General features: G+C 31.0%; 19 protein-coding genes. All 19 read right to left on the reverse strand.

All coding sequences use genetic code 11. From position 1 onward, the window contains the following. Positions 1–52: 52 nt before the first annotated feature. Positions 53–778, reverse strand: a complete 726-nt coding sequence (locus AAFN87_RS08250; protein WP_347790564.1) for a YveK family protein — start codon at positions 776–778, stop codon at positions 53–55. Positions 779–1,128: 350 nt separating this feature from the next. Further along, positions 1,129–1,881, reverse strand: coding sequence for a hypothetical protein (locus tag AAFN87_RS08255; RefSeq protein ID WP_347790565.1), 753 nt, complete (start codon positions 1,879–1,881; stop codon positions 1,129–1,131). Positions 1,882–1,965: 84 nt separating this feature from the next. Further along, positions 1,966–3,219, reverse strand: coding sequence for a flippase (locus AAFN87_RS08260; RefSeq protein ID WP_347790566.1), 1,254 nt, complete (start codon positions 3,217–3,219; stop codon positions 1,966–1,968). 118 nt (positions 3,220–3,337) lie between these two features. Further along, complete coding sequence (locus AAFN87_RS08265; protein WP_347790567.1) at positions 3,338–4,246, reverse strand: ATP-grasp fold amidoligase family protein; 909 nt, start codon at positions 4,244–4,246, stop codon at positions 3,338–3,340. Next, on the reverse strand, positions 4,247–5,299 hold the full coding sequence (locus tag AAFN87_RS08270) for a glycosyltransferase family 2 protein (protein ID WP_347790568.1): 1,053 nt from the start codon (positions 5,297–5,299) through the stop codon (positions 4,247–4,249). It lies immediately after the preceding gene. 53 nt (positions 5,300–5,352) lie between these two features. After that, positions 5,353–6,744, reverse strand: coding sequence for a sugar phosphate nucleotidyltransferase (locus tag AAFN87_RS08275; protein WP_347790569.1), 1,392 nt, complete (start codon positions 6,742–6,744; stop codon positions 5,353–5,355). A 291-nt stretch (positions 6,745–7,035) separates the two neighbouring features. Continuing rightward, positions 7,036–8,304, reverse strand: a complete 1,269-nt coding sequence (locus AAFN87_RS08280) for an O-antigen ligase family protein (RefSeq protein WP_347790570.1) — start codon at positions 8,302–8,304, stop codon at positions 7,036–7,038. 122 nt (positions 8,305–8,426) lie between these two features. Further along, on the reverse strand, positions 8,427–9,713 hold the full coding sequence (locus AAFN87_RS08285) for a glycosyltransferase family 4 protein (protein WP_347790571.1): 1,287 nt from the start codon (positions 9,711–9,713) through the stop codon (positions 8,427–8,429). Between the two features lie 10 nt (positions 9,714–9,723). Then, positions 9,724–10,941, reverse strand: a complete 1,218-nt coding sequence (locus tag AAFN87_RS08290; RefSeq protein WP_347790572.1) for a glycosyltransferase — start codon at positions 10,939–10,941, stop codon at positions 9,724–9,726. Between the two features lie 72 nt (positions 10,942–11,013). Next, entirely contained in the window at positions 11,014–11,592 is a 579-nt protein-coding gene (locus AAFN87_RS08295) for an acyltransferase (protein ID WP_347790573.1), read from the reverse strand. Further along, complete coding sequence (locus AAFN87_RS08300) at positions 11,582–12,880, reverse strand: glycosyltransferase family 4 protein (protein ID WP_347790574.1); 1,299 nt, start codon at positions 12,878–12,880, stop codon at positions 11,582–11,584. The genes AAFN87_RS08295 and AAFN87_RS08300 overlap by 11 nt, the downstream gene beginning before the upstream one ends. Before the next feature lie 70 nt (positions 12,881–12,950). Continuing rightward, the gene (gmd, locus tag AAFN87_RS08305) at positions 12,951–14,030 is read right to left on the reverse strand and encodes a GDP-mannose 4,6-dehydratase (RefSeq protein WP_347790575.1); all 1,080 of its coding nucleotides are present in this window, start codon (positions 14,028–14,030) and stop codon (positions 12,951–12,953) included. A gap of 11 nt (positions 14,031–14,041) precedes the next feature. Continuing rightward, positions 14,042–14,989 carry a GDP-L-fucose synthase gene (gene fcl / locus AAFN87_RS08310; RefSeq protein WP_347790576.1) on the reverse strand — a complete coding sequence of 316 codons (948 nt, stop codon included), beginning with the start codon at positions 14,987–14,989 and terminating at the stop codon, positions 14,042–14,044. A gap of 17 nt (positions 14,990–15,006) precedes the next feature. Beyond that, positions 15,007–15,696, reverse strand: a complete 690-nt coding sequence (locus AAFN87_RS08315; protein ID WP_347790577.1) for a sugar transferase — start codon at positions 15,694–15,696, stop codon at positions 15,007–15,009. Between the two features lie 6 nt (positions 15,697–15,702). Beyond that, entirely contained in the window at positions 15,703–17,034 is a 1,332-nt protein-coding gene (locus AAFN87_RS08320) for a UDP-glucose dehydrogenase family protein (RefSeq protein WP_347790578.1), read from the reverse strand. Further along, positions 17,031–17,930, reverse strand: coding sequence for a UTP--glucose-1-phosphate uridylyltransferase GalU (gene galU / locus AAFN87_RS08325; protein WP_347790579.1), 900 nt, complete (start codon positions 17,928–17,930; stop codon positions 17,031–17,033). Before galU ends, AAFN87_RS08320 begins: the two co-directional genes overlap by 4 nt. Positions 17,931–18,015: 85 nt before the next feature. Further along, positions 18,016–19,314 carry a glucose-6-phosphate isomerase gene (locus tag AAFN87_RS08330; protein ID WP_347790580.1) on the reverse strand — a complete coding sequence of 433 codons (1,299 nt, stop codon included), beginning with the start codon at positions 19,312–19,314 and terminating at the stop codon, positions 18,016–18,018. Positions 19,315–20,481: 1,167 nt separating this feature from the next. Continuing rightward, positions 20,482–21,387 carry an LCP family glycopolymer transferase gene (locus AAFN87_RS08335; RefSeq protein ID WP_347790581.1) on the reverse strand — a complete coding sequence of 302 codons (906 nt, stop codon included), beginning with the start codon at positions 21,385–21,387 and terminating at the stop codon, positions 20,482–20,484. An 88-nt stretch (positions 21,388–21,475) separates the two neighbouring features. Further along, on the reverse strand, positions 21,476–22,240 hold the full coding sequence (locus tag AAFN87_RS08340) for a tyrosine-protein phosphatase (protein WP_347790582.1): 765 nt from the start codon (positions 22,238–22,240) through the stop codon (positions 21,476–21,478). Positions 22,241–22,468 lie beyond the last annotated feature (228 nt).

The following is a 22,468-nucleotide window of genomic DNA, read 5'->3' on the forward strand; positions in this document are numbered from 1 at the left end:
TGTTGATAAACGGTACTTTTTGTTGTTGGCTCTTTTTTTAAATCTAAACACTTTATTTCCCCCTTTGTCTTCGGAATTTGAAGGAAGATTTTTTTTCTTTATCTAATGAAATTGAACCGACTAATCCCATGATTGGAAGCTCTAAAATTTCTTCAATATCTCTTTCACTTTTTATTGTTGTATCTAACACCTCTATTAATAATGCTAATCCAGCTCCAACCATCAAACCAATTATCGCTGCAGTTGCTATATTTATTAATTTCCTTGGTTTAATAGGCGTCGGATTTTCGCTTAATTTTGCTTCCGATAAAATATTGATATTATCAACACTAAGTAAAGGTGGGATTTCCACTTTAAATATCACAGCAATTGTATTTGCGATGCTAACTGCTTGTTCAGGGTTTGGATACTCTACTTTGATATTTACCACTTTCGAATCATTTTCATTAGACACTGAAATTTTTTTCATTAACTGATCTGATGTCATATCTAACTCAAGTTCTTCAATTACTTTATTTAAAATGGCCGAACTTGTTATAATAACATTGTACGTATTAATTAATTGTAAATCCGTCTCCATTTGGTTCCATGAGTAGCCTTCTTGACTACTAGGCTTTTGATTAACAAGTATTTGTGTTTGCGCCTCATAAATAGGGGTTAATACATAAAAATTCAGATAACTTGCAATGCCTATTGAAATAATGATAAGTGTGAGAATAAGTAACAATCTTTTTTTTATAATAGTTAAAATTTCTCGTAAGCTAATCGTTTCCTCCAAATTATTCTCCCCCTTGTCCCGTCTCTTCTACAATAACTAAAGTTTCGGATTTTAACACTATTGTTAATTTATAGCAATTATTATACTGTTATTTTGGATATCTATTTATTACTATATGAATTAAATAGGAAATATATTAGTAATAGATAAATTATTCACAAAAATCAAAAAGATCAATAATTCCAAATTCGATGTTATTAAGACTCCTTTTGAAGTAATTCGTTCATTTTATTTTCATATGCTTCAGCTTATGGAAGATCGAAGGGGTTTATTTGTGAATAAATAGAAACTGATTGCAAATAACTTCATAAGCAGCTTACATTTAAACTTCTTTGATAACTCAATTTCAGCTAAAATAAATAAATGAGCTTCTTCCAATGTAATTTTATCAAAATTTTACCAATAACAGATTCTGTTTCAAGACCATGATATGTTTCTACTTCTATGAAACCAAAGTCTTCTTTAAACTTGTTAATTTCATTGACTTCTGTTATTCCGCCATAATCATAAGTTTTAAATCCTCTGTTTTTAAAATGCATTATATTTTCCCAAAGTAAAAACCGATTTGCATATCTTATTTGTTGTTTTAAATCTGGTCTATTCTTAATCCACACAGCTGTACAACCATATAAACTAAGAACTAAATCTTGATCTATTAAACGAATTTGATAGCACAGAGCCTCACCGTTAGTATTTTGTAGTTTTGTAAAAATCAGAACTCCCTTGTTACGCAGAAGTTTCAATCTTCTCATTTGAATAAAATTTATTTTATTTGTTTTTTTTATCTTTACAAATTTATTATAAAACTGTTGAAATTCTTTTAAATCTTCATCAGTCGGATTATCTTTTATAATTACAACATATGGTTCTTTTTTCGCTCGGCGTAGTTTATTGCGATTTCCTTTATTCATACCGTCCATAAGTTCACTTTCATCTTTTTCTAAATTTATCTGATAAGTAATTTCTTTAAATAAATTACCACCCGAAACTTTTGCGTAATGATAAACTACTATATTCTTTTTTGTAAGTTTAGGATTATACTCTTCTGCTAAAAATACATCTATTAATTCCATAAAGAATAATTTTCTCTCTACGCTAATCAAAAAAATCCCCCACGTTCTGTTATTAAAAATATATTTTCTCTATTAATCGCCTAACTTAAATAATCATAAAAAATCCTTTTATATCTAAGTCTTTATTCCTTTAAATAAAAATGATTCGATAATCAACTTAAATAAAGGTCTTGTTTTTTTAAAAATTAAAACTGCAAAAAAGGTAGATATTACTTCTGCAAATAGTGTAGCTATCGCGGCACCTATTGCACCAAACATAGGTATCAGCATTAAATTAAGACCAACATTTAAAAACGCACCTATTCCTACAAAAACGACCTGGAATTTACCTAAATTTTCTACAGTTAACCAAATAGCTCTGGTCGATCCTATTAAAGAAAAAATTCTAGACCAAATTAAAATTACTAGAACATTTATTGATTCACTAAATTGATTACCGTATATCAACACAACTATCAAATGAGAAAATAGTGAAATTACAATAGAAGCCCCAATACTGATCCAAATTATTGAGCAGAATAATTGTTTATATTTCTTAATATATAAAGTTTCACTATGACTTTTTGAAGCCATAATAATCGGTCTTGCAGATTCGATTAGTGCATAGGGAACAAAAACCCATAAACTAGAAATAGTCATTGCTGCTGCATAGATTCCAACAGTTGCTACATCAGTCATTTTCCCAAGCATTATTTTATCAATTTGGGTATAAATCATGATTAGTAGTCCAGCAATAAAAAAATGATATGATTTTGCTAACAATTTTTTAGCTGTTTGCAATGAAAAGTGCAGTCTTGGCCCTTTAAATTTAATGTAAAATGCTACCATACACACACTTATGACAAATGCTTCTATAGCAGTTGCCACCGCAAAGTAATAAATAGATTTTTCAGAAAAAATTAACATTAAACGCCAAATAGATACAATAGTAAAAGCAGTTGATTTCGCCATCACTACATATTTAGACTGCAAATTTGACTGAAACCAATATTCTATTGAATTAAACACAACAAATAATAATGAAATAGATTGGATTAAGGTAATGAACTGAATAGTTAATTGGTCAACATTCATATATTTGACTATTAAAAATATTAAAAAAACAGAGATTACGGAAGAGGCTAAACGTAGATAAATGGTAGTACCAATCACTTTACCCGTTTCTTCTCTATTTTTAATAATTTCATTAACAATAATATTATCAATACCTAGGTTGCTCACTGTTGTAAAAATCATGATGTACGCTAAGCTATAATTGATTAAGCCAAAATTTTCAGTACCGAGATATCTAGCCATTAATGATGTGACGACTAATGATAGTCCCATTCTAAAAATTTGCTCAAATAATAACCAACCAGTATTTCTCATAAATTTTGTAGACACTTTTTCTTTTATGAATGTTAGCTGTACAATAGTAAACAACCCTTTTTTATTTTTTTATCTTAACTTCAAAATTGCATAAACCGAATTCCCCGGTCAAAAATAATTATTTTATCTTAACAGGCCTGGCTGACATTGACATTTTAGATAGACTCTCCTTCTTTAAAATTTTCAAATCCAATAATTGACCCATCTGATAATCAGCATCATTAATAAAATCATTTTCTAAGCAAGCACCTGGTGTAAAGGTAAGTTCTCCAAAATAGATTTCATTATCGCTAAAATATAAATCTACTCTTACATAGGTAAACTCTTTACTTAATGCTCTAGAGATTTCTAACATTTCTTCTATTCTTTTAGGTCTTTTAATTTCTTCACTTTTCTCTATACTATTCTTATAAAAATCTAGTACATCCCAAGAACAGTTAAATGTAATATACTTTTTATTATTTCCATAATTTTCCCCAACCTCTATTACTTGAGGAACTCCATGGAAGCAATGTATCATATAGTCTGAAGGAACTTTACCATTCACTGTATCTCCTAAGAACCTTTCTACTATAATTCGAGGTTTAATTTTCGAATAATGTAATTCAGCCATTTTGTTACCATAATCGGTTTTCATCCATTCTTTTAATTTCTGTATAGTATCTTCTTTATCCAGTTTATCTTTATCTAAACAAATAATATTAAACCCACACCCATGGGTACATTTCATCACGAAACTACTAGGAAGCTCCTCGAAATCAATCTCTTCGACAGTATCATAAACTTTATATAATTTAACTAATAAATCTGAATATCCTAATTGATTAATATAATCTCTTACTAAATATTTATCAGCACATTTCGCTTTTATAGAATCGTCTTCATTTAATTTTAACCACATTAATTTTTCATTAAATGTTGAAGGATTTTTTAAATTTAGTTTCCTTTTAAAAGTTTTATAGAAAAAATATTTACTTAAAAAAACAGGATGCTTTTTATATAATAATTTTTTCAAAGTTCTTTTCATTTATAATATTCTACTCCTTATATTCATCAAGTATTTTATTCCACTGGATTTTTTCCAAATAAAAAAGATAACCCGTTTAGATAATTTAAAGAAAAATATTAGGAAAGAGGCAGCTAAAGGCGATATACTAATAACTTTTCCAATAAAAGCCTTTAATTGTACATACTTTATTATGTGATTGTATTTTGAAATTTCATTTTGTTTTAAAAGAGCTGACTTCCCCCAATTAGACATATTAGCCTCTAAAAAATGATATACTTTTCTCAAATTCAGATAGATTTTTAATATATTTATATTCGAATGATAAGCTTCGTCGAAAATAAATTTCTTAATATAGAGTGCTTCTATTTCTTCTTTTTTCAAATTTTGTTTTTTATAATGTTTATTCAAATACAAAAATGCTGCATAAATGTCTTTATTTTTTTTACTATTCTTCGATATATTATTTGGGTGACTCATATCGTATATATAAAGTGGTTTTGATATAGCACCTAATGTTCTTGCTTTAGAAATTATTACTGGTATAGTTGCTTGATCTTGAAATCTAATATTTTCATTAGGAAAGTATATATTTTGAAAGAGCTTTTTACTTATAACCTTATTCCAAGGGTAATGCTCTGTCATAAAAAGTCCTATTTTTTCTTGGGGATCATATTGAATTTCTTTATTTTCTATTTCTGAACTATTAATTTTAATTGAATAACCAATAAAAAGAAGATCATAATGATTTGATTCTAAAACTTCATTAATTCTATCTCTTGCATCTGCTACTAAAAAATCATCTGCATCTACAAACCAAATATAATCAGTATCACATCTCTCTAACCCTAAATTTCTCGCACTCCCTGAACCTTTATTAGGTTGATTCAAAATAATGTAGTTTCTTTTTTTAGTAAAATTCTCGTTTAAATATTCTTTTGTTCCATCATTACTTCCATCGTTAATGATAATAATTTTGTCTTCACTTTTAAGCTGAGGTTCAATTGAATATATACATCGTTTTAATAGTTCAAGATTATTGAATGTAGGGATTATATATGAAATACTAACCACAAATTCCACCTCGTTTTTTATCAGAAAACATTTAATTTTACATGAATATTTTTTCACTTCACATAACAATGCTCCTCAACTTCATCCCATGTCATGAAAACTCGAACAATATCTTCCTCAATTAATTGTGAACCCGTTTGAACTTCAATCATCTCTAAATCAGTTACAGCTTTCAAACCATGTTTATGACCAACTGGGATTTCTAATACATCTCCTTGACGAACTACGCGTAGCTTATCATTTTGGACAAAAACTCCTTCTCCTCTAATGATAGTCCACACTTCGCTACGATGTTTATGATATTGATAGCTCAAATTTTTACCTGCTATCACTCCAATACGTTTTGTTAATACTTCATAGTTTTCATCTGTTTTTAAATGATCTAGTACCTTATACCATCCCCAACGACGTTCTTCATACATTGGACGATTATCATACTGTCCTAAAATTTCTTTTATCCTCGGACTTTGTTCTTTATCTGCAACTAAAATACCATCTGGACTTGCAGCAACAATAACATTTGAAACCCCTAATACCGTAATTGGAATATCCAACTCATTTATTAAATGTGTATCTTTACAATCTTCTGTAATAATACCTCTGCCTATTTGAGATGTATTCATTTCTTCGGTTAGTGTTCTCCATGTACCAAGGTCTTTCCAATAGCCATCATAAGGAAGCACAACAATATTATCTGTTTTTTCTACGACTTCATAGTCAAAACTATTTTTCGGAAGGTTATCATATTGTTCCAATAATTCATCATACTGGAGGGGCAATCCGAGTTCTTCAAGTTTTGAAATTATAAAATTTAATTTAAAAGCAAAAACTCCGCAGTTCCAAAGTGCATTTTGTGCAATTAAAGTTTCTGCTTCTGATTCAGTAGGTTTTTCTATAAAGCTATGGACTCTAAGATAATCAATAGAAGAATTAGTAGTAGGTATAGTAGTAGGTATAGTAGTAGGTATAATGTAGCCATATTTTGAGGATGGATAAGTAGGTTGAACACCAATAAGTGCGACCTCTGATTCAGATTGATTTAATATTTTTTCTAGTTGTTTCACTTGTTCAAAGAAGGATTCATTTACATATGGATCCACCGGTAAAATGGCAACAGTTTCATCTAAGGGAACATTTTTTTCTGAATAAAGGTAAGATGCCGCTAATGCAATAGCCGGGAATGTATCTCTCCTGCTCGGTTCAATGACTAATTCAACTTTTTGACCAAGCTGATTTTGAATAATATCAACTTGGGTTTTACTCGTAGCCACGACAGTCGATTCAGATAAGTTAACACGATTTAATTGTGTCCAAACACGCTGTACCATTGACTTTAAGTTATTACTATCATCTTCTAATACCTTCAGGAATTGCTTTGAACGTGCGTCATTTGATAAAGGCCATAAACGTTTTCCAGAACCACCCGATAATAAGACTAACTTCAATTTATCAGCTCCTTAATCTTATTTTTGGCATTTGATTTAATTGCATCCAAAAATTGATAAATAGTATAAAAAGTTCCTTATAGATAATTGCAACTTAAATAAACCTGATATCATGGAATATACCTTTGAACAACAATAACACTATGTTTCAGCATCATTCTAAAACCCCAAATCCAAATTTCAAGTCTAATTCCCTCTCATTAATCGTTTAATATTAATTAGAAAGCAACATTAGAAATTTGCTTTCTTAAAAAAAATTAATAATGCTGTAAAGAAAACTCAATCAAATCATTAATTATTTTGTATATTAGAATACCCCTTAATATTTATATTAGAAATCTCCTTTTTGGGTAAATCTCCAATTAACAACATAAATACAAGCACTACAAAAGTATCTAGTGAGAGGTATGCACCAGTTGAAACATATATCCCCATAAGTGCTGTAAATATTAAAACATAATCCATATTTTGCTTTATTTTTTTGAAGAAGAATAATAAAAAATATACAATAAAAACAATTGCACTTAAGCCTAAATTCACAAAAATACCGAATAGTGAATTGTGTACTCCTTCGTACAGTCCAATTACTCCAACAGCGTCTATATTTCCTTCTTGACCTAGTCCTCGGCCAAATAAAGGGTAGTTTTCAAATGTGGCTATCATATATTGCATCGGAGTGTTTAATCTTTCATAACCTGATGTTTCACTTGTATTAATTTCATTTCCTACCCGTTCTAATGAGTTAAATACATTTGTAAATTCCCCTAATATATAAAAGATTGCACAGCTTATTATTATTAATATAAAAAACTTAACAGGTTTTTTTATTTCTAATAATATTGAGATCCCATATATTAATAGGATAATAACTAGAGAGGATGCACTTACAGAAACTCCAATTGCTAAAATATTAAAGAATTGAAACAAATAATATTTCGAATTTTTTAGATAATATTTTCTTTTCAAGTAAACACAGATTGCAAAAGAAGTTGTAGAAACCCAACCAAAAAAAGAGGGTTCGTGAAATATTGAATATGCTCTATACAAACCAAATTGCATTCCATAAATGCTTCTATGGAATTGGAAATCTCCCCAAATTCCATCTAGAAAAAAATAACCAAAGTAATTCATACAAACAAATTGTATAATCCCCAATAATTGGACTAGTAATATAATGCATAAAAACATATTTATATAACTCATATAGGCTGCTTTAAATTTTTTCGAGAAATCTGAATAAGAAAAAGTCAGGAAAGAAATCATAAGAATATATATCACATAAGTTTTCATAAATTCCGTTATGTCAAATATTCTATATAACGGAATTAAAGGTATAATAATTAAAAATAAATAGATTGAAAGATATTTCAAATTAAATTGTTGTTTTATTATTACTAAAAATAATGAATTTATTATTGCTATAATAAAAACTATATGGGTTACCTTAATTGGTGCACCTATTACATTTATTAATTTAAAATTCTCTAGTGCAATTGCTATGATCATTAAAATAAGTAAAATTGAATTTTTTTTTTCGTTATTAACTGCATCCTTTACCAACTCCTCTTCAACTAGAAAATATGCAAAAAATGCGGTTTCAAATCTTATTCTTCCTCTTTAGGTAAACAAACTCCTCTAACTATTAATTACTCTTTATTATTGAAAATCTTGATGAAAATTAATCAACCCTGAATTATCTCATCATATATCTTTAATAGTGTTTTTAGGTTATTCTCCCTACAATGTGTAACCAATGCATGTTTTTTTGCCTCTAAACCAAAACTTCTTGCTAAATCAGGATTCCCAAAATATTTCTTCACAAAATATGCAAGCATATAAGGGGCATCTCCCTGATAAATAAATCCCTCTTTATTATGTTCAAGCATATCCTTTACCCCACCTACATCCGATGAGATACATGGTACACCAAGTAACATAGCCTCCCCAAGCGAATTAGGGGAATTTTCAATTGTTGAAGGCGAAATAAATACATTACTTTTTAAAAATCTCTCTTTCATCTTTATTTCATTTAAAGAGCCAGTGAAAGTAACTTTATTCTCTATGTCGAATTCCTTAAGTAGTGCTTTAATATATATAGCAAATGATGAAATTTTTAATTTTGCATATAATGAATCAGTTCTAATTAAGTCATTTCCAGCAATATAAAGATGTGTATCTGGATACACTCTTATTATCTCAGGTAATGCTCTAATCATAAAATGTAATCCTTTAATAGGAGTTGCAGCTTGGCTCATAAATATAGAATACCTTTCACATTTTTCAGCATTCCATTCCTCATCATAAAAAGGGTCTCTAAGAGATTCATTGCAAAAATGATATTTAATATCAGGATTTATTTGAGTTGTACATGCTTCATCCCAATCTGTTCTTCCTATTACATGTCCTACTATTTTAAGAGTTTCGATTTCAAATTCACCACGTTGTTTTAGTTTCTTTTCTTGTTTTAAAAGATTACCTCTTGCAAAATTGCTAATAGAAAACTTTTTTTTTACCTTATCTGGAATTCCGGAATTAAAATGCATCCAATAATACGAAGTTAATCCTTGAATATGAACTACAGTTCTATTCGGCTTATTAAATGCTTTAGCTGCTACTAAGGCATGAGGATACTCTGTACCAAAAATATGCAAAACATCTGGTTTAACGAGTGTAACTATTTCATCAAGATGTTTTTCCATTAACACAGATGTATTAAGTGGATCCTCTACTGGTATGAATCCAAATAACTTTGGTTGAGAGAAGGCGTAATATCTCAAACTACCAACTTTCCCTTGCTTCATCTCTTTTAATCCAATTAATGGGAAGCATATATGCAATTCAACATCATTCGCTTTTTCTAAAGCATTTGCAAAACCTGTTAACCATCCAGAAATGTTTGGTACTTTTATTTTCATATTATTAGCGATTTTTGGGATCGGTACATTACACACCCACAAAATTCTCTTCATAATTCTCACCCTAAACCTTCTTAACAAATTTCCAAATACGCTTGCATTGATGTTCTTTTGTCTTTTTAGATAAAATAAACTCTCTAGCCTTTTGACCAGTAAAATTTCTAGATTCATCATTCAAATTAAAAACACTTGTAATAGCACTAATCAAACTTTCCTGTGTCTCATTATCAACAATTATTAGATGTTTATAATATTCTAATGGAATACCCCCGAGTTTAAACGAAAGCACCGGAATATTACTAGCCATATATTCAAAAAGCTTTGATGGAAAACAATATGCAGATGCACGTTCTGAAGGAAGTCTCATATTAACTAAAAGAGAGGCATCCATCTGTTTTTTTAGGACATCTCCCCTTAATGGAAGAAACCCATAGAATTTTATTCTCGAATCTTTAATGACACAGTCTTTGATCCATTCTTCTGCATTTCCACCACCTGTAATCCATAATTCTAAATCTGGCATTGGTATTTTCATAAATGCGCTCACTAGCATACCGATACCATATTCTATGTCCAGTTTTCCGGAGTACATTATAACCTTACTTTTTTTATACGAATTTATCTTTAATGGTAAAGTGTCTTTAACATCATACGATCCTTCCATTAGCAACCATTTTTCATTTGGAATTTTTAAAAATTCAGCCATCTTTTGGGCATATAAAATAAAACCATCAAACTCCTTTTGCATTCTCTTTATATGTAGCCAATCAAACTTTTTAAGCAACGCTTTCAACTTACTTTGGCCTAAGTCCATATATTGAGGGAGATCTGTTACAATAAGAATTATTTTTGCATCGGGAATTAATTTTTTTATTTCACATGCTGCCGCCATAACTGGTGATCTCATAGAATATGCAAAAACAACTAGTTTTTCACCCTTATACATATCTCTAACCCATATTTTAACAGCATTTATCATTGAATATTTACATGTGATTCTATTCAATCCCTTAATATTCTTATATCCTACACTTATGTTGAAAGTATTTTCTTTATGAGACCATATTACTTCTTCAATAATTTTATCTGAATATCGAGGATATGGAGGCAGAACACTGCCATTTATTGAATCAAATCTTAATCCTGATACCTCTTCTATCCCATTTATAATATTTAATTGTGATACTTGCGCTGAGGCTAAATTATAACCTTTTTTTGATTTTATTTTGAATTCTTCTTCACTTTCTAGACAACCAATCCATAATAATCTCATCATAGACATAGCTTTTTCCTCTTAACTAGATTTAATCTCTTAATATATTCAATAAATTAATTTATTGCATTCCTCTACTTATTAACTATTAACAGCAATAGGTTTTGGAAATTGTCTTTTTATCACCTTTGCTGGGTTTCCTGCAATAATACAATTATCTTCAAATTTTCCACTGACAACTGATCCTGCGCCAACGATACAACCATCTCCTAAAACCGTCCCTTTCAAAATTAAAGAATTGCATCCAATAAAACAATTCTTACCTATTATTACCGGCCGTGTACCAATCTTCTCCTTAATATCTGCATTTCTTGCTTCAATTTCAAGTGGATGAAAATCATTATCAAAAATTTTCGCATTACCACCAACATGTGTATTTTCTCCAATTTTTATTGATGTCCTCGCATATATAGTTGCACCTGAAATACCTACATTATCACCAATTACAATTTCCGCTTCACGTGTACGAGTCACAATAATTGTTCGTTGATATAGACCAACTAAATTTGATAAAAATGAAGAATTAATAGTAACATTATGACCAATATCTAATGTTGCTCCTGTACTATTAAAAATTATTGGTACCCCTTTTAATAGAAGGTTTTTACCATAATTTACTTTAGTTATTTTCATTGCTACCTTAAACCAATTACTGTTCATATTGGATTTCCCCTTTTAATTTTCCAATTTGCTCTAGCGAATTGATTTCACTTATATATTTGTTTATGGATACATCTTTTGTTAGATTTTTCACTAAATAGTCTCGGCCATTTTTACTTTTTAGAATTAATGTTTCTTTCTCATCAATAATCTTTCTAATACATTGTTCTATTTGATCGTAATTACCAGGCTCATTAACATAGCCGCATTTCGCTTCTTCAATGATTAATCTAGCTTCTGATCCTACTTCTAGAACACCTAAGACCGGTCGACCTGCCGCCATTACACCGTAAAGCTTACTTGGAACAGAAACCCCTCGAATACCTTTTGCATTTACTACCCAATGAACATCTCCAGCGTTAAGACTGTATATTAAATCCGCTTTTTTCTGATATGGTATAAAACAGACGTTATCTAATTGGTGATTTTCCTTGTACGTTTCTAAATGAGCTTTTACTGTTCCCTCTCCTACAAATGCAAAAACTATCTCTTTTTCTTCTTTAAACTTTTCAATTACTTTTATTAAATTCTCCAAATCATAATACAAACCGATATTGCCTGAATACATAAAGATAAACTTATCTTCTAAACCATACTTTTTTTTGAATGAAACAACTTTTTGATGATTTGAACCTAACGGATAGATTTCTTTTTCATTCGTCCAATTATTGATGTAACAATTGTCTGGGAGCTTCTTACTTATTAAATTCCCACCTAACTTAAAACGATTTTTCAATGTCACTAACATATCTCTTCCTACGACAATTACTTTATCCGCTCGTTTACAGCTAAATTTATCCAGTAACATCATAATTTTTAAGATAAATTGATTTTCACTATAATTAACTGCCATTGTTTGTTCGGGATTAAAATCTTGTATGTTATAAATATATTTAGCATTTTTTATCCATTTACCCAAAACCCCAAGAATCCCTCCTAATATCGGAGGTTGTGATATCGAGTAAATAAAGTCCTGTTTTCCAACTTTAAAAGTAGCAATTATAGCTCGAAAAAAATACGTTACTATATTTTTCACACGACTAACCTTATTTGTTTTACTAAATTCAGGAACCTTTACTCTGACAATTTTTATGCCATTAATCTCTTCAAAATAATATTTTTTCCCCTCATATGCCTGTGAGACAACACCTGTATATGAAGGGACTACACAAATAACTGTAATATCAAAATGTTCTTTCATGCCTTCTGCAAGTTCAGTAAGAATTTGTCCAGTAGAAGCTACATCTGGATGATAATAATGTGCATACATCAGTAATTTTTTTTTCATAGACTAACTCCATTTCTATTGTCATAGAATAAAGAATCACAGGAAAATTAATTTTTCTTTTATACTATTATCAATCAAACATTTCCACTAATCTCATTTCATTTGAGACTTTCTCTATATCATGAAGAACCATTTTCTCTACCAATTGTTCAAATGAAGTTTTCGTTGGATTCCATCCTAATAAAGTTTTTGCCTTTGTAGGATCTCCTAATAATTGATCGACTTCTGTTGGTCGGAAGTATTTAGGATCGACTTGTACAATGACTTCACCTGTTGATTTATTTATCCCTATTTCCTCAATACCTTCACCTGACCACTCAATTTCAATTCCAACATATTTAAATGCTAGTTCAACAAACTTCCTTACACTATGCATTTCTCCTGTAGCAATAATAAAATCTTCAGGTTGATCATGTTGTAAAATTAGCCACATACACTCTACATAATCTTTTGCATATCCCCAATCACGTAAGGAGTTTAAATTTCCAAGTTGCAATGTTTTTTGTTTTCCTTGTGCAATGCGAGCAGCTGCAAGGGTAATCTTTCTCGTAACAAACGTCTCTCCACGACGTTCTGATTCGTGATTGAATAATATGCCGTTTACTGCGAACATGTTGTAACTTTCCCGGTAATTCTTCGTTATCCAGTATCCATAAATTTTAGCAACCCCATATGGTGAACGAGGATAAAATGGCGTTGTTTCTTTTTGCGGGACTTCTTGGACTTTTCCAAACAATTCAGATGTAGATGCTTGATACACTTTTGTTTTATCAGTTAATCCTAAAATCCGAACTGCCTCTAAAATATTTAATGTACCTTTTGCATCAACATCTAACGTATAACTGGGCATATCAAATGAAACACGAACATGCGATTGAGCTGCTAAATTATAAATTTCATCAGGTTGGATTTCGCTAACTAATCGAGTAATATTCAGTGCATCTGTTACATCACCATAATGTAGTGTGAAGTTATTATGGTTTAATAATGCATTTTCCTCTTCTTCTAATAGGAGGTCTTCTAACCTTTCTTGATTATAAGAAGAACTTCTGCGAATAATACCGTGTACTTCATAGCCTTTTTCCAACAAAAACTCTGCTAAATAAGAACCGTCTTGACCAGTTACTCCTGTAACAATTGCTTTTTTCATAGCTACCTCCATTACTCGGCAACAACAGTTGCATCTGTATTATTTAAAAACCATTCATATGCTTTTTTTATTCCTTCATCTAGGGAAATAGTTGCTTGCCAACCTAACTCATTTAATCTTGTTACATCTACTAATTTTCTTGGAGTGCCATCTGGTTTTGATGTATTAAAAATAATATCACCGTTAAATCCAACAATCTCTTTTATTTTTTTAGCTAATTCTTTTATCGAAATATCTTTGCCTACACCAATATTGATAAATTGAGTCCCCTCATAATTATTCATCAAATATATGACCGCTTCAGCTAAGTCAGCTGAATATAAAAATTCCCTTTTTGGAGAACCCGTTCCCCATACTTCAACCGTCGCCGCATTTTCTATTTTTGCTTCGTGAAATTTTCGAATTAATGCTGGTAATACATGTGAAGTTTCTAAATCAAAGTTATCGTTTGGACCATATAAATTTGTGGGCATGACTGAAATAAAATTTGTACCATATTGACGATTGAAAGCTTCACACATCTTTATTCCAGCAATTTTTGCAATAGCATATGGTTCATTTGTAGATTCTAACACCCCAGATAATAAGGTATCCTCACTCATTGGTTGAGGAGCAAATTTCGGATAAATGCAAGTACTTCCAAGGAAAAGTAACTTTTTTATATTATTGCGGTAGGATGCATCAATTACATTCGTTTGAATCATTAGATTATCCCGAATGAAGTCTGCAGGGTAATCATTGTTAGCAACAATTCCACCTACTTTTGCGGCTGCAAGAAAAACAAACTCTGGTTGTTCATCTTCAAAGAATTCATCCACTTGTACTTTGTCTCTTAAATCTAGATCTCCACTAGATCGATAAACAATATTTGAATACCCCTTTTCTTCTAGTTTTCTTATAATCGCTGACCCTACTAATCCTCGATGTCCAGCTACATATATTTTTGCATTTAATTCCATTACAAACCTCCACCTTATTAATAAGCGTCTTTTGAACCAAATATAACGAAGACCGTTTTTAATATTAATTTTATATCCAAAAAGAAGCTGCGTTCCTGAATATATTTCAAATCTAATTCCATCCATCGTTCAAAACTAATATTACTTCTACCACTTACTTGCCAATAACAAGTGAGTCCAGGTGTCACTCTAAGTCGCTGTCTCTCGTAGCTAGTATATTTCTCTACTTCATTCGGTAGTGGTGGTCTTGGACCGACTAAACTCATTTCACCTTTTAATACATTCAAAAGTTGTGGCAACTCATCTAAACTTGTTTTTCTTATAAACTTCCCTACTTTTGTTACTCTTGGATCATACTTTATTTTAAAAACAGGTCCGGCTATTTCATTGTGTTCGAGCAGGGCTACTTTTAACTCTTCGGCGTTTGTCACCATAGAACGAAATTTATAAATATTAAATTGTTTACCACTTTTTCCAATTCTAATTTGCTTGAAAATTACTGGTCCTTTTCTATCCTCTAACTTAATAAAAATAGCTAGTAATAAAAATAAAGGAATTAATAAAATTATTCCGATAGTGGAACATACTAAATCCACAATCCTTTTACTAATTAAGTAATACTTATTATCATTCACTTGAATTTGTTGAAGTGGAAATTCATTTTCCCTATTAACTTTAGAGCTCCCATTAGAAGATTGGTAGATCATTTCATTTCACCAACTTTCAAACATAGGTTGAAGAATTGGCTTTAGCGTTTTTCTTCCAATAGAGTAATATTCATAATTTAGTGCTTCCATTTCATTTACAGAAAAACAATTTCTCCCATCTATAACAAGTGGATATTTCATTGTATTAAAAATAGTTAAATCCATATTTTTAATTTCTTGCCACTCAGTAAGGATTAACACTGCCTCTGCAACTTTAATTGCACTTTCAATGCTTTCAACATATACCACAGAAGGATCTAAGTGATTCTTTGCATTTTCTACTGCAATTGGATCGTACGCAAAAACGCTGGCACCTAACTTAACTAGTTCGTTGACGATATATACAGATGGTGCTTCGCGCATATCATCTGTATTCGGCTTAAATGCTAACCCAAGCACGGCTATTTTTTTACCTTTCACACTGTCAATTCGTTCATATACTTTATCTAATAACTTTTTTTGCTGTTTTTTATTAACATTAACTACACCTTTTAATAATTCAAAGTCATATTGCACATTTCCCGCAATTTGAATTAGAGCCTTCGTATCTTTAGGGAAACATGAACCACCGTATCCTATACCTGCTTTTAAAAACTCCGGACCGATTCGCTTATCTAGCCCCATACCTAATGCAACTTGTTCAATATCAGCACCCACTCTTTCGCAAATATTGGCAATTTCATTAATGAAGCTAATCTTCGTTGCTAAAAATGCATTGGATGCATATTTGATCATTTCTGCACTACGTAAATCTGTTTTGTATATAGGAATTCCAAATGGTCTATTAATTTCTTCGATTACATTTGCTGCTTTCTCACAATTCGCACCAATCACAATACGGTCGCCGTGAAAAGAATCATAAATGGCAGAACCTTCTTTTAAAAATTCTGGATTTGAAACTACTTCAATTTTTATATGATATAATTTATTTAAATCGATTATTTTTTGTAATCGATTATTTGTGCCAACTGGTACAGTACTTTTGGTTACGACAATCGTATCTTTCTTGGCGGTTTGACCGATTGTTGTAGCCACTTCTTCGACATAAATTAAGTTAGCAGAACCATCTTCATTTTCGGGTGTACCTACTGCAATATAAACTATATCCGCATCATTTAACCCTTCAACATAATCCGTTGTAAAAGTTAGTCGACCTAAGTCCATGTTTTTTTTCATGAGGTCTGATAATCCGGGTTCATAAATTGGCGCTATCCCTTCTTTCATTGTTTCTACTTTCGCTTGATCTTTATCAATGCAAATTACTTGATGTCCTATTTCTGCTAAAGAAGTACTAGTTACTAATCCTACATAACCCGCACCAAACACAGCTAGATTCAACTTAACCCCTCCGTTATTAGGGTTTTTGAAGCGTTAATATGAATATTTTCAAGCATTTTTCGAACATCTGCACCGAACTCATCATTATTCATTGCAAACTCAATTGTTGTCCGAATAAAACCTAATTGTTCGCCAACATCATAGCGCTTACCTTCAAAGTTATACGCGTAGACAGATTGTATAGTATTTAATTTTTGAATCGCATCTGTCAGTTGAATTTCGCCTCCAGCACCAACTTCTTGCTCTTCCAGTATTTCGAAAATCTCCGGTGTTAACACATAGCGCCCCATAATGGCTAAATTTGAAGGGGCTGTACCTAGTTCTGGCTTTTCGATAAATTTTCGAACTTGATAAATTCTCCCATCATTTTTATTCGGGTCAATAATGCCGTAGCGATTTGTTTCTTCATATAAAACTTGTTGAACTCCAACAACGGAGCTGTGTATTATTTCAAATTGGTCTATTAATTGTTTTGTACATGGTATATCCGCCTGCACAATGTCATCACCTAATAAAACGGCAAATGGTTCATTTCCAATAAATTTTCTTGCACACCATACTGCATGCCCTAATCCTTTTGGTTCTTTTTGGCGAATATAATGAATGTTTACGTTTGAGGATTTATTCACTTTTTCCAACAAATCAAACTTCCCTTTTTCTTTTAGGATTTGTTCAAGTTCAAAGTTCCGATCAAAGTGATCTTCTATTGCTCTTTTTCCTTTCCCAGTCACAATAATGATGTCTTCAATACCAGAGAGAATAGCTTCTTCCACGATATACTCAATCGTTGGACGACCTACAATCGGCAACATTTCTTTTGGCATTGCTTTTGTTGCTGGTAAAAAACGTGTCCCCATCCCTGCAGCTGGAATAATTGCTTTTTTTACTTTATTCATAAAGACATCCTTTCGAAGTTTAATAGCAGTTTTGTTACGCTTCTATAACCATTTTGTTCCTCTATTATTTTGATTTGTTGTTTTTTTATCCATATACCGTTTCTTTAATCAACATCTCTAAAGTTTTCTTTTTATATGCTTCTACACCAGGCTGGTTAAATGGATTGACATTTAATAAATAAGCACTCATTGCACAGGCTTTCATAAAAAAATAAACAAGATATCCTAAATGATAGGCATCTAATTTTTCAAACTGTAGCTGTATGATTGGTACACCTGCCTCTGTATGCGCTGCTATAACCCCTTCTTTTGATACGGCATTTACTTCGTTAATACTTTTACTCGATAAATAGTTGAGTTGATCATCATCTTGCTCATCAAATGGAATCGAACAATCTTCATTTATTTCATTAAAATATAGAATCGTTTCAAATAAAATGGGATTCCCTTCTTGAATAAATTGCCCAATAGAATGCAAGTCTGTCGAAAAGCTTACTGAACTAGGAAATAAACCCTTCTTATCCTTCCCTTCACTTTCAGCAAATAATTGCTTCCACCATTCATGCAATTTAGCTAATGAAGGTTCAAAGGAAGCTAGTAATTCTACTTGGTAACCTCTTTTAAATAATTCATTTCGAATAACAGCATATCGGTAAGCCTCATTCTGTTCTACTCGTTCTTCTTGTAAAAGAATAGCAGCTTCATATGCCCCTTCTAGTAACTGATAAATATTTACTCCTGCTACTGCAATCGGTAAAAGACCGACTGGTGTTAAAACTGAGTACCGTCCGCCTATATTAGAGGGAATATAAAATTGCCGATAGTAACTTTTGTCGGCTATTTGTTTTAATAATCCTTTTTCTGCATCAGTTGTAACAATAATTCGATTGTAGTATTCTTGACCGTATCTTTTTTTCATATAATTACGAAAAACTCGGAATGCTATTGCAGGTTCCATCGTTGTACCAGATTTTGAAACAACGTTTACATAAATTTCTTTATCTTCGAGACTATTTAATAATTGCTGAATATAAGCTCCACTCATATTTTGACCGACATAAATAACAGAAATTCCATTTTTATTTAGTCCAAAGTATGGAGTCAATGCATCTTGTATAGCTTTTGCTCCTAAAAATGAACCCCCTACACCGATTACAATTAATACATTTGCATTCATTTTTATTTCAGAGGCAATACAGTCTATAGAAGTTAATAATTCTTTGTTTCGTTCTAAAGGAGACTTTATCCAGCCTGTTAATTCATCTGATACTTCCTCTAAATAATCGTGAACCATTGAAACAGGTGTATAATACTCTGACCAGTCAATATTTATGCCTATTAATGAATCATCTAAAATAGCTCTTGATAGTAATTTATTCGGCAATTTATCACTCATTTCACAGGTAATTATTCTTACTAAATCAAACAAATTTCCATAAAAATCTATGGTGCTAACTGTTTTATTACAGATATTTTCAAGGAAAATAAAATATTTTCGTAGCAGAAATGGTGGTATAATTATCGTGGTTACTTAAAGGTTATTATTAATAAATATATTAGTTTGTATAAGAGGATTATTTTTGTGTATAGAGTTTGGTATTTTTATTGATCGTTCTTTCATACATTAAACTGAATATTACTAATCTAAATAACTATAAAGTTTGTTTTCTACGTTACAAACAGTTTGCAATTACCATTGAATTGGTTATTCGAAACTTTGAACAAACTTCATTAATTAATTCCGGTTTAATAAATATGTTAAAAAATTTGGATTTTGTATTTCTAGTCCCTTATAATCATTCCGATTTCTCTTAAGAAGCATCATATGAATATTCATGTTTCAAATCAGTTTGTTGCATTAATAATCTGTCTATAAATGCTAAATAATCGATAATCATTAGATTTTTTCCACAATTCACACATCTCCTGGTTGTATAACTCACTTTTATTTTCTTAATGCATCTAAACAAAGGTAATGTCCCGTCGTTCACTTACCTAAATGGTTTATGCCACAAGACTCCTCTTTATTACTTAAAAATGACAACCGTTGTAATCGGCTAGTTTGCGGCCCTGTAATGACAACACTTATACACATGTACCTGTCTTTTGCATATGAAAGGCTCTGGCTGGATGAAATACTTTCCCCCAAACCTTCATTCTTACTTAGCCCTCCGACACTCGACGAACCTAATAAATATTCAGAAGATTCGTACGAGGTGCAAATTCCGCACCATACCATACATATGCAAAATTTAAGATGTAAAGACATTTCCTAAATGATTTATGATCTCAATTAACATATTTTTAGTTTCTCATTTAGTTTTGCTACTGTAAGCTTTTTCTACTTATACACTTGCATTCTATATTGAACATTTTCTTTCTTCATGATTAATTAATTTTACGCAAGAAAAGCTAATATATTTGTATTATCATACTAACTATTAAAATAGACCAAATTACTCTATCTAAACTCTATTATACGGAGAAGTCCTATACTATATTCCTGATTTTGTGTAATATTCAATGTCATATTTTTTTCGTGTCCTTTTACCTACATACCCAAATGACTTTTCAATATTGTTTGAAGGGTTTCTAGTTCCTGTTCATCCGGAATATAGTAATATATACCGTTCATCTTCGTTCCTGTGCCATTATTCATATAATGCTGCTCTATTGTATTAAAGCTGCTAGAGTAGTTTTTACGAATGCTGAGTATATCATCAAAGACGACATTGATTTCTACATTCTCTTCTAATGTTTTAAAAATAGATTTATAGTTAAACAATGTGTTTAATGTTAAACTCTTTTTTATAACGCCTTGAATAACTTGTTTTTGGCGATTTTGGCGACCAAAGTCTCCCGTAGGATCTTCATAACGCATTCGCACATACTTCAGGGCACTCTCACCATCTAGTGTCAATTCACCTATCGGGAAGTGCTCTCCTTCATAATCAAATTCGAATGTGTTTTCTACTGTAATGCCATCGACAATTTCAATAATATCTTTGAAACTTTCCATATTGATTTGTGCAACATAGTCTATTGGGATATTAAGCAAGCTTTCAACGGTTTTCACCGACATTTCAATTCCACCAAAAGAGTACGCATGATTGATTTTATCTTTGAAGTTCTTTCCAATAATTTCGGTATACGTATCCCGCGGTATACTTACTATTTTTGTTGTCTCGAGTGTTGGGTTGACTGTTAGGACAATCATTGTATCAGACCGTCCACTATCACCTTCTCGCTCATCGACTCCTAATATTAATGCAGAAAATGGTTCCTTTGCAGTAACATTGACTGCTTCAACTCTTCTAGGTGATACTTCATCTTGAATTGGTGTATACATTTCCTGTGCTGTATTTTTTATTTCAGCATATAATTTATACGTCATTGCAAAACCTAATACAAATACGATAAACCCAATTATTGCTACCCATTTTAATACTTTTTTCATCGCTGTCCCCCTCGGGCATTTGTAAATATATAGTATATTTTTACCTTTACTAAATAAATTTATTCAAAATTGGGATACGATTGCACTTTCAATAAATTTTCCACCATTTTTCAGCTTCGATTTCACTTGGTTCTTGTTGAATAAACGGTTTATTTTCAATGATCCTATAATTATTTTCGAGCAAAATATCGACTGCATCTAATTCCTTCTTCTTTTCTAAATAACTGAGACCTTTATCAAAAAGATACGGCCGCGATGTTAAATTATGAACGTCTGATCCATACGTATGAATTAAGTTCGCCTTTACTAAATTAAGAGAGAGCTTTTGTAGTGTGCGACCAAAATAACCAGCTAAGCTTCCTGCAGTTATTTGCGCTTTTGCCCCTTCATAAATTAATCGTTCTAAAAGTATTGGTCTTTCAGCAATGGCTTTATTACGTTCTGGATGTGCAATAATAGGCGTAATTCCTTCTGATAGTAACTCACGGATAATACTTATTGTGTAATTCGGTATATTGTATGAAGGTAATTCTAATAACATATAATTAGAATTTGCTAATGTATGGATTTGTTTTTCTTTGTAAAGGAGCATGATTTTTCCGGATAATCGTACTTCATGTCCCGTATAAATTGTTAGAGGTATATTATTTTCTAGTAGTTCATATTGTAATCTTTCTGTTAGATTTCTCACTGAATTATAATCAACATTATATTGAGGGTGATGACTATGTGGAGTAGCAATAATTACTGAAATCCCTTCCTTAACTGCTTGTTCCATCATTCGCATAGTAAGATCTAACGTTTTTGGTCCATCATCTACATTCCACAATATATGGCTATGCATATCAATCATTAGCATCCCCCTGTTCTATAAGCATTAAAAAAAGCTCTAATGTTTTTATTATGCTAAATTAAGGGGATTTATGAATAATATTTAGATGAGTTCATGATCATTAAATAGAAATAGGCAGCTTTCTGTTCGAAATCGAACAAAAAGCTGCCTATTTTTTCGTGAAATGTACTTTAAAATATGAATATTAAAGTTTTTCAGTACTTTCCTTAAGAAAGTAGGTTATTACTT

This window comes from Solibacillus sp. CAU 1738 (genome assembly GCF_039888725.1).
GTDB lineage: Bacteria > Bacillota > Bacilli > Bacillales_A > Planococcaceae > Metasolibacillus.